The sequence below is a fragment of the Chryseolinea sp. H1M3-3 genome, from assembly GCF_029360725.1.
Classification (GTDB): Bacteria; Bacteroidota; Bacteroidia; order Cytophagales; family Cyclobacteriaceae; genus Chryseolinea.
The window spans coordinates 841,260-852,965 of the sequence record NZ_JARKMY010000001.1 but is presented as its reverse complement, the minus strand read 5'-3'; the positions used below and the strand labels follow the sequence as shown (position 1 = coordinate 852,965).

Here is an 11,706-nt window from a genome sequence, read left to right as displayed (position 1 = left end):
ACTATTTTCCGTCTTCTATTTTTGCTGCGTTGTTGGCGTCTTCGACCTCTTTCTTGACGTCTTTTACAGAATCTTTGAATTCCCTCACACCTTTACCAAGGCCTTTCATGAATTCAGGAATTTTCTTTGCGCCGAAGAATACGAGTACAAATAATCCTATGAGAAGAATTTCCTGGAATCCAACCCCCTGTAAAAACAATATTGTAGTATTCATATGAGTGAAAATTGATTTTTAATGGATCTTCTTTGAATCTTATGTTTAACTGTTTACGGTCGGGTAAAAGTTCAGCACCAAGATTTCTTGTGATAATTTAATTCGAATAACAAAAGTAGGGTAAAAAAACGTACCATCAAACGGATTAGGGGGTATGTCATGATCGGACTAGAAGTATGATATCAGGTTAAAAATGAGGATAGTCTTGTAAAATTCGCCTTTTACATATTTTTTAGCCAAGTCTGTGGATCTAATGCAGTGGTATTCTTGAAAATCTGGAACCGAAGCTCGGATACACCATCCGGATTTGAAAAAATCTTGCCGATTTCCTGATTTGTAACCACTTTTTGACCAGTTCTAACAAACACCTCTTTCAGACCGGCATAAACTGTGAGATACTCTCCGTGTTTGATAATTACTGTGCTTCCAAGCCCCTGGATGAAGGCGACGCGGCGCACTTCACCTTCAAAAATTGACTTAACTTTTTCATTTTCCTTCGTCTGAATATTAACACCGTTGTTTTGTTGCACAATGCCTTTCAACACAGGATGGTTTTGCCGTCCAAATTTTTGCGATACAAACCCCGATGAAACGGGCCAAGTGAATTTGTTTTTGTTTTCTTCAAATGAACTGGAGAGCGTTTCAGTGTCAGCTAATTTTGCACGAGCTGCACGTTCCATTTCCTCTCGTATTAAATCTTCAATGAGCTTGTCAAGACGGGCCACCAATTTTTTGGTTTCTGCAAGATCTTTCCTGAGTTTCTTCTCTTCACGTTCCAGCGACCGTACCAGGCTATTTTGTTTTTTCTTCAGGTTGGTGAGGTTTCCGTTTTCGGTCACCATTTCTGTAAGCAATTTATTTTTCTCTTCGCGCCTCGAGCGAATTACCTGTACCTGCCCTGAAAGTTCTCCCTGAACTTTACCTATCTGATCAGCCTGAAGTTTTCTGGTTTCCCCGTATTGCTCCATGTAACGAAGCCGCATAATGAGTTGGTCAAATGACTTAGCAGAAAAGAGAAATGTTAAACGTGTTGTACTATTGCTCGCTTTTTGGGCAGCATATAACATGGCAATGTATTCCTTTTTCAGTTTCTCCAAATCATCTTCTAGCGCATTAATAATATCGTTGTTTTCTACGATCTCTGAATCCAGAAAATCAATTTCACCTTTGATCGACGTAATAAGATTTTCCTGAACCCGGATTCGCTGATTGAGTGCATTCAATTCTCCGACTGAATTTTTCTTTTTGGTAGAAGTTTCGCCGATGATTTTTTCTACTTCTTTTATCTTTTCAAGATTCGCCTGTTTCTCCTTTTGCAGTTGAGATTTTGATTTCTGTCCTGAAGCAGAGAAAGCGAGCGAGAAAAATATGAGAAGAAGAAATATACTTCTACCTTCGAACATATCGTTTTGGAATATTGAAGGGGAACTTAAGTTCTTTATCACCAACTTCAGCTTTGTTGTATTCGAAAATTATCGTTGTGTTCAAAATCCCGGAAAGCGTTTTGTAAAACACATTGATCGTTCCATTGTATGGAAATAACTTATTGCTCAGCGGTTGAAAGTTTGAGTAATTGAGAACAAGCGAATTATTAGTGTTGGTTTCTTTCATTTCCACCTTTTCTATCTTCATACTGGCCGAATTAATAAAATTCGAAACACTAATTGTTTCTGCGTTTTGCTTCAATACAAAGTAAGATGTTTCCTGAATAATTTCGTCGTTGTCCGAGCGTGGATTAATCAGGTTTCCAAGCATTGCAGCTTGAATAACGTCGAAGTTAATATCGAAATTATATCGCTTCGAAAGTTCAGTATAATCGAAAACATAGTATTCTTTGTCGACATTGCTAACGATGGTGATTGAATCTTTGTTGATGAGCGCCTTTCCTCCCTGGACACCGATCACAGAAAATGTCATCCAGATCACGCTATCCTTTCGTATCCGGATATTTGCTTTTACATCGCGTTCTTTTTTGGAATCGCGTAATACCATACGAGCCTTCCCCTGAAGATATTCAAAATCAATTTCCTCGATGGAGAGTGTTGGGGTAGAGGAAGAAGGTGTAACTGGGCTTACAACTTTCTTGCTACACGACAGAACAAGCGTCGAACATACAATAACGATAAGCCCGATCGTTTTATTCATACATTTTTCTGTTCGCTATTTTCTTGTTTAATATTTCGCTGTTGGCGTTCATCCCTCTTGCTTTTTCCCATTGCTGAACAGCAGCGTTTACATCGCCAAGTTTAAAAAGAATATCGCCATAGTGTTCGAAATGTGTAGCGTTGGCTTTTCCGGTACTGATGGCTCGTTCGATTACCTTTTTTGCATCCTTATATTTTTCCCTTGTGAATAATACCCATGCATAAGTGTCAAGAAAAGTTGGATTCTCGGGTTCGTTTTTTGTTAGGAGCGCAGACATCTTCTCCGCTTTCTCAAGATTGGTCTTTCTCAGCGCCAGGTAGTAACTGTAATTATTCAACGCTGTATTGTTGTTGGGATTTAATGTTAATGCTTCATCATAAGCTTTGTCTGACTTATCGTACACTTTCATGGAATTATAAGCGTCCCCAAGCATATTACTAATGTCGCTCATAAAGTTTGGATCTGAACGTGTCAACTTTTTTGCTTGCTCCAGGGAAAAAACCGCTTCGTCGTAATGACGTTTGCGTAAGTGTGCGAATCCATGAAAGTAATGCAACATGCCCTGATTAGGAAATAACTCCAACGCCTGGTCTGCATGTTTGATTACATCATCAAATTGTTCTAGCTGAACTTCAAGGTAGAGCAGATTTTGCCATACTTCATAGTTTACATCTCCAGACTGCACTGCCTGCACATATTGTTTAACGGCTTCACGGTTTTTTCCGGTCGCTAAATATAAATCGCCACCAATAATATGAACGTTTGGATGAGTCGAGCTTTCACGGCTAAGTTTTTCAAACAATAAGAGCGCAAAGTTTTCTTTATCGGGATCAGAAATTTTCTTCGCTCTGTTTTGACTCAGTTCGGTGTTGTACGAAGCGAGAATAATAATTTTACTACTGACTTCAATGGTGTTGTCTTCAAAAAGTTTAAGTAACAAAGGTCTTGCTTTTTCTTCCTGCTTATTGTCACGATACATACCTGCCAGCAACATCAATGCATTGCCGGAATCTTTATTTTCGTGGGTAAATTTTTCAAGATATTTGATAGCCTCATTTCGGTGGCCTTTTTGTGAAAGAATCTCTCCAAAGGCCATGATGTATCGTTCTTCACCCGGGTATGTACTAATCAGTTTTTCCCCTTCTGCTATACCCTCCTTGAGTTTACCTTGTTCAATGAGAATCCTCATTTTTTGAACAGAAGACACTTCGGATACTCCTAATGCATTTTCAGCACGATTGTAGGTTTTAACAGCTTCGTCAAATTTGTTGGCGTATTGGTAGACAGCTGCCAACTCATATAAATACTCTTCAGTACCCTCCACTTCATCAATAAGCGTCTCATATGCCCAGGCTGCTTTATCAAACTTTGTCAAACTTCCGTAAATATTTGCTGCTAGTAGATAAAAATATTTGTTCTTTTTTTCCAGCTTCAAAGCACTTTCGATACTGAAGGAGGCTTTCAATAAATCTTCCTGTTTATTGCTACGCGACAGTACTTCTGCGATCTTGTAATGAATGGTAGCATTGTCGGGCGTGATTTCTAATGCACGCTGATAATACAACAGGGCTTTGGCGAAGTCTTCCAGAATGAAAAATTTTTCGCCTTCGGTAAAATAGAACTCAGCTTCTCTTAATTTCAAACCCGACGCAAACACATCTCCTGATTCTTTCTTTTTGCGTTGGGCGCAAACTGAAAGCGGTGCTGCAATCATTAGCACGACGATTAATCCTACTATACTATTTGCCTTTGTTATTTTCAATGTTGCGTTATTGAATTGAAGTCTCCCAAACTTAAGTCCTGCACAGAACCTTCAAAAATAGTGAAATTCCCCAACATGCTATTTTCAAGCATGGCGTTTCGAAGGGTCGCTTCTTTTTGAATGATAGAATTCCTGATGCGGCTATCTACAACCCGCGAATTCTCACCCACAGAAACATATGGCCCAATCACGGAATTTTCAAGGATTACGCCGTCGCCAATAAAACATGGGGGTATAATCAATGAATTAATGAGTTTGACTTTTTTTGAAACAAGTGGTTGGTCTTTGATAAACTCAAGATAACGCTGATTAGTTTGGACTGTGACATTTTTATTGCCGCAGTCGAGCCACTCCGTAACTAATCCTGGAACTAATTTCGCCCCTTTTTTACTGAAATTTTGAAGCGCTGACGTGAATTGGAACTCCCCTTTGTCCTTTATATCATGATCAATAAGATATTGCATTTCCCTGGCCAAGGCTTCACCGTCTTTAAAGAAATAGATTCCAATAATGGCAAGATCGGAAACAAAGTCGGTCGGCTTTTCAACCAATTCAATAATCTGGCCGCTTCCATCCAGGCGCACGACCCCGAACTGGGACGGATCGGAAACCTGCTGTACCCAGATAATTCCGTCTTGGGTTGTATCAAGTTTGAATTCAGCTTTAAACAAGGTGTCAGCAAAGGCAACTATAACTTTACCTTTAAAAAGTTCTTTAGCGAATAACAATGCATGAGAAATACCCATTGCTTTATCCTGGTAATAGATTTTCCCGGTGGCGCCCACTTCCTTAGCAATTCCTTTCAGGCTGTCCTCTACTTCTTTTCCAAAACTAGGATGGATAATAAATCCGATGGAGTCAATTTTCTCAGGGCAAACCTTGGCTATGTCTTCTACCAATCGATGCACAATGGGCTTCCCGGCAATAGGTAGCAATGGCTTTGGTGTGGTGAGTGTGTGCGGTCGTAAACGCTTGCCGAGGCCGGCCATTGGGATAATAATGTTCATGCAATCATGGTGTTTTGATGACTAGTAAAACTAGAAAAAAATCAATTTGTTAGCGGTCGTAGCGCTTTCTTTTCAATCAAATAAACAATGAAAAGATAAGCTAGAATTATTACAAAGTGAAAGGTTGTCGCAGCCCATTGGTTTTCAATGAACACTGCGTTTGTCAGATACACTAACAACGTAGTTCCAAATATGTACCCGAGGCTTTTAGGAATATTGTAGGGTATTGGATAATATTTCTGGCCTAAAAAGTAACACATGGCAGCCATGGATAGATAGCATATTAGTGTAGCCCAACTACTACCCATATAACCCCCAATTGGAATTAAAACATAATTGGCGGCGATGGTAATGAGCGCTCCGACAATAGTTATTATGGTTGCGTAATATGTTTTATCTGTTAGTTTAAACCAGATCGAAAAATTATAGTACACTCCGTTGAATAAGTAGCCTAATAAAAGGATCGGTACGATAGAAAGGCCTTCCCAATATTTCGCGTCACCCAAAAAATATTTTAATATGTCAAGGTTGATTCCTACCCCCAACAGCAACACACAACAGACAATGACAAAATAATGGTTGACTCTCGCGAAAAGCTCAGGAGACTGTTTGTCGGCTGCATTTGAAAAAAAGAAGGGTTCAGCGGCATAACGGAATGCCTGGATGGCCAACCCCATGAGTACTGACAATTTATAGCAGGCGCTAAAAATTCCCAGTGCATATTTAGGGGTTTGGCCTGGGTAATAATTTTCTGGAAGCCACCAATCCAAGGTTTGCCGCGAAAACATCTCGCTTGTCATCCCTGCCAAACCGGTTATCATGATTGGGTACGCATAACTAAACATGGACATGGAAATTTCTTTGTCGAATGATGGCCGCCATGAAATTAATGTTCGTCCGAAAATCAAAAGATAAAATGCGTTGGCAAATAAGTTGGCAAGGGCGATATATTCTATACCGATGGAAGGGTCATACACGACTTTTAGAAAGTAAACATTCAATCCTATTAAGATGAGAATGTTAAGAATTTTTCCTACCGCAAAGGGGATCGGTTTCTTTTGTAATCGCAGGCGGGCAAAGGGAATCGCTACAACGGCATCAATAAACATGATGATGGCAAACCAGATGATCAGTGTGCCGCGTCCACCGATGTCCATGACATCCGCGATGGCGTTGGCTTTTACAATCAGGATGATAGACAGAAACAGGCTAATCGAGATAACGACTGTTTGAGCCAGGTCAAATATCCTTTTTTCATTCGCGCCTGGTTTGGTTGCATATCGAAAGTATGCCGTCTCCATACCAAACATGAAGATGATGTTGACTACCGCTACATAGGATAAAATCTTGGTTATAATCCCATATTCTTCCGGTAAGAAAACATCTGTGTGTAGACGTACTAATAAAAAGTTCAGGAAACGAGGAACGATACTTCCTAATCCATAGAGGACAGTCTCACCTGCCAGTCTTTTAAGTTTGCCCATCGTTAGCCGTTATACGTTAGCTTCTAATCGTTCGGCTAAATTAGTTTGATTGATCAAACAATTGTTACAAACGGCGACAAACAACTACCTGCCCGTAAAACTTGGCTGACGTTTTTCGATAAAAGACTTTGTCCCTTCTTTAAAATCATTGGTGGCAGTGCTAGCGGCGAAGCATTCTGCCTCTGTCGCGTACCCGGCGTTCTCAAATCCAAAGCCTGCGTTTACGCTTTTGATAATGTTCGCTACGGCCAGCGGACTTTTGCTTACGATCTTATTCATAATAGCATTAGCCGTCGACATTAATTCATCACGATTGGAAACAACATGATTGACTAAACCGAGCAACTTCGCTTCTTGCGCGGAAATTTGATCAGCGGTAAGCATCAGTTCCAATGCTTTGCCTCTTCCTACCAACTGCGTTAATCGCTGAGTGCCACCGTAGCCGGGGATGATGCCCAGGTTTATTTCGGGTTGGCCAAATTTTGCGTTTTCTGTTGCTATTCTGATATGACAAGACATCGCTAACTCGCATCCACCACCCAATGCAAAACCGTTAACCGCGGCGATAATTGGTTTAGGGCAGTCTTCAATTTTCTTAAACAGTGCTTGTCCGCTTTTTGCAAGTTCCAGGGCTTGCTCCTGGGTTAACAGGGCCAATTCTTTTATATCGGCACCTGCTACAAAAGCTTTGTCGCCATCGCCAGTAAGAATAAGACCCCTGGTATCATTGTTTTGGTAAAGTTCCTGGATGATATCGTTTAGTTCCTCTAATAGCTCGGCATTCAAAGCATTTAAAGCTTTTGGACGAGAAATCGTTACGGTTAAAACCTTATTGCTGTATTGGATCTGAAAGTTTCTCATAGGGCTGCACTTTACTTCTTAGTGATTAACGCAACTTATTGAGCTTTTTGTTCTGGAAAAAGGAATTTATTAAAAAGGTGATTTGAAAAATGATATCTGATCTGGTCTCTGGCGTCCCAGAATGGGCCTCGGTTCCGGGATTTCGCGGAAAGGTATTAACCCCGGTTTTGGCAGATAGCCTCAAAAAAGCCTAATGATATAGAATTCATACACTGTTTTGATCTACACCAATGTGCTACCGTGTTTTGGCGGGTTTCTTGTGTAATTGATGCAAAATCATTTAACTACAATGCGACTCAAGGCAATTTTTATCGGGTTACTAGTGCTAAGTATCTCAAGCTCATCTTTCGCGCGGAAGATTTATTCTGCGGGAAATGGTAACTGGACGGCTACTGGTAGTTGGGTAGGAGGCGTCGTACCGGTGGCAAACGACACAGTAATTATACAAAACGCCAATACAATTTCAGTGTCATCTAATTTATATAGCAATTCAACTTACATGTTTTTGATTATACTTGGAACGTTAGATTTGAGTAGCAATGGTAAAATGAGTCTCAGTGCCACTTCGAAAGTGATTATTGAGTCGGGCGCTCAAATTCTTGGGAACGGTAGTTCTGATCAATTATCAATTGGGACGGGGCCGTCAGAGTATACGGGAAGTCTAGGAAATATTACAGGCCCCAGTTATGTAAGTAATGGGCATACACCGGTTTCTGGAGAAGGAACGTCAGGGTGCGGTTGTTATACTTCCCTAGGTTCGTGTACAATAACATCGACTGACGGATATAAAGTTTATATTAATGTGTGGGCAACACAGATCCTAGTTGAAACCTCGCCTTGTACATGGGGCTATAACTATGATGTTAGGCTGAACTATAATGTTAGTTTCTCCGGCACTAACATACCTGCTAGTCTTTATACACTTCAGGGATATGTATTTTGCGGCACGTCGTCGTTGTTTTTTGATCTTCCTAATAATGGAGGCTCTGGGACAGTTGATACTGGAGGTAATGCTTGGCGCGGTATAAGCGACTGTGGTTCAGCAACGCCGCAATCACTAAGCTGCTTAAATGCGAAAATTGAAATCGGCGGATCAGGTATTGCTTCGGGAACGACGTGTACTTCCTCGCTTCCAATAAAATTGTTAAGATTTGAGGCTGAACAAGTTGCTCAAGGCGTTCAACTTGTTTGGAATACCTCAATGGAAAAAGATTTTGATTACTTCCAAATCGAAAGAGCCCAAGAAGACTTAAGCTTTTTACCAATTGCACAAGTAAAGGGTAAGGGAGGGCCGGATATAAATGTGGCGTATGAATATTTAGATAAAGAAGTAAAAAATGGCAAAAACTATTATAGGTTGAAGAGTGTTGATTTTGATGGCTCTTTTGAATATTCCAAAGTTGTCTTCGTGAATGGTAGTAACACTGACGGTATACGCGTTTATCCAAATCCATTAATCGATCATAGTTTTACAATCGAGCTAAATGACCATATCAACACCCCTACTGACGTGCGACTAATGGATCATCTGGGACACACAGTTTATCAGTCTGAATTAAGAAAATCTACTACAGATGTTAGCTTACCTAATTCAATTCAATCTGGTTTGTATTATCTAAGACTATTTTCGGCCAATAAACAAGAAACTATTAAGGTGGTCATACCCTAAACAGATAGATTTTTCACGATATCGTTCGTCATTTTTTTAAGATCATATTCCGGCTGCCATCCCCAATCTTTTTGCGCGATTGAATCATCAAGCGATTTTGGCCATGAGTCGGCAATAGCTTGTCTAAAATCCGGCAAATAAGTTATTTCAAATTCAGAAATATGCTTCTTAATTTCACTTGCAATTTCTGAAGGACAAAAACTCATACCTGAAATATTATAAGCTGATCGTATAGTAATTTTTTCTTTTGGACATTCCATTAAATCTATCGTGGCCTTTACTGCATCAGGCATATACATCATGGGCAAATAGGTATCGGCTTTCAGAAAACTCTCGTATTTTTTGTCGGCCAATGCTTTCCAATAAATATCTACTGCGTAATCCGTAGTGCCTCCACCTGGTTTTGTTTTATATCCTATTATGCCTGGATATCGTAAGCTGCGTACATCCAAACCGTGATTTTTATAATACCATTCGCACCACCGTTCTCCAGCCTGTTTACTAATTCCATAGATCGTTATAGGATCCATGATGGTGTGCTGCGGCGTTTCAACTTTTGGTGTGGATGGACCAAACACTGCAATGGAACTTGGCCAATACACTTTTTCTATTTTAAATTCCACCGCCGCATCAAGGACATTGATCAAGCTCTCCATATTCAGGCGCCATGCCATCTTTGGATTTTTTTCGCCCGCTGCAGAAAGCATGGCTGCTAAATGATAAATCTGCGTGAAACGATTTTTTTTGAGTAATGCCGACAGATTTGAAGTCTTCAGGACATCCAGTATTTCAAAATTTCCTTCCGACAGGATTCCCTGCGGCTCCTTTATATCGGTTGCAATAACATTTTCCTTACCATAATATTTCCAAAGACCTGAAATGAGTTCAGATCCCAACTGCCCGCCTGCTCCCGTGACAAGAATTTTTTCTTTTTTCATGTTTTACAATCGTGCGTCAAATTACAAATTTAGGGCAAGGCTTCTCTCAGTTGGCCAAAGCTTTTGTAAATTAGCGTTGTGGATCTGGAAACTTACTTGACCTCGAAGAGAATTGATTCTGCCGCCTTTCAAACTGCGGAGCCTGAGCTTTGGAAAAGCTGGAGGTATGAATTTGAACAAATGCATCCCAATAGTTTTACAGTTCAGAAGCTTAACTTGATCAATCCGATCAGGAGAAAATACCCCTTAAAATCTATTCCTGAAAAAATAGAACTGAACACGGCAACACCTCCGCCTGCGTCAGCTACCCCTGGCGTTGAACCCAAACCCGTTACCACTTCGGCAGGTAATCCTAAACCGTCGATACCTAAACCTGTTTTCAAACCTAAACCAAAAATGTCTTAGCAAGCATGTATCAAAAACTCCAGCCGTTTTTACAGAAACAAATTCAGCAGATTAAAGACCTTAATCTCTTTAAAAAAGAAAGAATAATTACAACTCCGCAAGGAGCGGTTATAAAAACGACGGAGGGCCAGGAGGTTATTAACTTTTGTGCAAATAATTATCTGGGACTCTCAGCTCATCCACGTGTCATTGAAGCCGCGAAACACACCATTGACACACATGGGTTTGGAATGTCCTCAGTCCGATTTATATGTGGCACACAAGACATCCATAAAGAATTGGAAGGAAAGATTTCTGAGTTTTTAAAAACGGAAGATACCATTTTGTATGCTGCCGCATTTGATGCGAACGGCGGGGTGTTTGAACCATTGTTTAGTAGCGAGGATGCCATCATTTCTGATGAATTGAACCATGCTTCAATCATTGATGGAGTTCGCCTTTGCAAAGCGATGCGCTATCGCTACAAGCATAACGACATGTCGGATTTACGCCAACAACTTGAGCAGGCAAAGGCAGCAAATGCTAAGCAGATAATCATTGTCACTGATGGCGTATTTTCCATGGACGGAACAATAGCGAAGCTTGATGAAATTTGTGACTTAGCCGATCAATATGAAGCTGTGGTGATGACGGACGAATCGCACGCAACGGGCTTTGTAGGCAAAACGGGGAGAGGAGTGCACGAGTACAGAGGTGTAATGGATCGTGTGGATATCATCACCGGCACCTTAGGAAAGTCGCTTGGAGGTGCATCAGGAGGTTTTACCTCGGGCAGGAAAGAGATTATTGAGCTGCTTCGTCAACACTCACGCCCTTACCTTTTTTCTAACACGCTGGCACCTTCGATAACGGGAGCCTCAATTGAAGTTTTTAAAATGTTGTCAGAAACAACTGCACTGCGCGACAAACTTGAAAAAAATACCAAATATTTTCGGAGCGAAATCAAGCGTGTGGGTTTTGACATAAAGCCCGGCGAGCATCCCATCGTTCCTGTAATGCTTTATGAAGCCTCACTCGCGCAAACTTTTGCCGAAAAACTATTGACGAAAGGAATTTATGTTATAGGATTTTTCTTCCCGGTTGTAGCCAAGGGTCAAGCTAGGATACGTGTTCAGATTTCGGCTGCTCATGATCAGATTCATTTGGAGAAAGCGATCCAGGCATTTGGTGAGGTTGGAAAGGAGCTTGGCGTGATAAAATAGAAAGAGGCATTGAAGCCTC

At 40.7% G+C, this 11,706-nt stretch carries 11 protein-coding genes; 3 read left to right on the top strand and 8 right to left on the bottom strand.

What is annotated here, in order from left to right; translation table 11 throughout:
- Window position 1 precedes the first annotated feature (1 nt).
- The 7 genes from P2W71_RS03675 to P2W71_RS03645 all read right to left on the bottom strand — a co-directional run bounded on the left by P2W71_RS03675 (window position 2) and on the right by P2W71_RS03645 (window position 7,473).
- Entirely contained in the window at window positions 2-214 is a 213-nt protein-coding gene (locus P2W71_RS03675; protein ID WP_276367158.1) for a twin-arginine translocase TatA/TatE family subunit, read from the bottom strand.
- A 221-nt stretch (window positions 215-435) separates the two neighbouring features.
- Entirely contained in the window at window positions 436-1,617 is a 1,182-nt protein-coding gene (locus P2W71_RS03670; RefSeq protein WP_276367157.1) for a peptidoglycan DD-metalloendopeptidase family protein, read from the bottom strand.
- Window positions 1,604-2,359, bottom strand: coding sequence for a DUF4292 domain-containing protein (locus P2W71_RS03665; protein WP_276367156.1), 756 nt, complete (start codon window positions 2,357-2,359; stop codon window positions 1,604-1,606). Before P2W71_RS03665 ends, P2W71_RS03670 begins: the two co-directional genes overlap by 14 nt.
- Window positions 2,352-4,121 carry a tetratricopeptide repeat protein gene (locus P2W71_RS03660; RefSeq protein ID WP_276367154.1) on the bottom strand — a complete coding sequence of 590 codons (1,770 nt, stop codon included), beginning with the start codon at window positions 4,119-4,121 and terminating at the stop codon, window positions 2,352-2,354. The genes P2W71_RS03665 and P2W71_RS03660 overlap by 8 nt, the downstream gene beginning before the upstream one ends.
- Window positions 4,118-5,128 carry a sugar phosphate nucleotidyltransferase gene (locus tag P2W71_RS03655; RefSeq protein ID WP_276367151.1) on the bottom strand — a complete coding sequence of 337 codons (1,011 nt, stop codon included), beginning with the start codon at window positions 5,126-5,128 and terminating at the stop codon, window positions 4,118-4,120. The genes P2W71_RS03660 and P2W71_RS03655 overlap by 4 nt, the downstream gene beginning before the upstream one ends.
- Before the next feature lie 41 nt (window positions 5,129-5,169).
- Window positions 5,170-6,612, bottom strand: a complete 1,443-nt coding sequence (locus P2W71_RS03650; protein WP_276367148.1) for a polysaccharide biosynthesis C-terminal domain-containing protein — start codon at window positions 6,610-6,612, stop codon at window positions 5,170-5,172.
- Window positions 6,613-6,696: 84 nt separating this feature from the next.
- Window positions 6,697-7,473, bottom strand: a complete 777-nt coding sequence (locus tag P2W71_RS03645; RefSeq protein ID WP_276367146.1) for an enoyl-CoA hydratase-related protein — start codon at window positions 7,471-7,473, stop codon at window positions 6,697-6,699.
- Between the two features lie 289 nt (window positions 7,474-7,762).
- Here P2W71_RS03645 and P2W71_RS03640 point away from each other — a divergent pair, with 289 nt between their 5' ends.
- Window positions 7,763-9,142 carry a T9SS type A sorting domain-containing protein gene (locus tag P2W71_RS03640; RefSeq protein ID WP_276367144.1) on the top strand — a complete coding sequence of 460 codons (1,380 nt, stop codon included), beginning with the start codon at window positions 7,763-7,765 and terminating at the stop codon, window positions 9,140-9,142.
- Here P2W71_RS03640 and P2W71_RS03635 read toward each other — a convergent pair.
- Window positions 9,139-10,080, bottom strand: a complete 942-nt coding sequence (locus P2W71_RS03635) for an NAD-dependent epimerase/dehydratase family protein (protein WP_276367141.1) — start codon at window positions 10,078-10,080, stop codon at window positions 9,139-9,141. The two genes, P2W71_RS03640 and P2W71_RS03635, sit on opposite strands and share 4 nt — an antisense overlap.
- Window positions 10,081-10,158: 78 nt before the next feature.
- Here P2W71_RS03635 and P2W71_RS03630 point away from each other — a divergent pair, with 78 nt between their 5' ends.
- Both P2W71_RS03630 and kbl read left to right on the top strand, forming a co-directional pair.
- Complete coding sequence (locus P2W71_RS03630; RefSeq protein WP_276369073.1) at window positions 10,159-10,485, top strand: hypothetical protein; 327 nt, start codon at window positions 10,159-10,161, stop codon at window positions 10,483-10,485.
- A 5-nt stretch (window positions 10,486-10,490) separates the two neighbouring features.
- Window positions 10,491-11,687: a glycine C-acetyltransferase gene (gene kbl / locus P2W71_RS03625; protein WP_276367139.1), complete on the top strand. Its 1,197-nt coding sequence runs from the start codon at window positions 10,491-10,493 to the stop codon at window positions 11,685-11,687.
- Window positions 11,688-11,706: the final 19 nt, after the last annotated feature.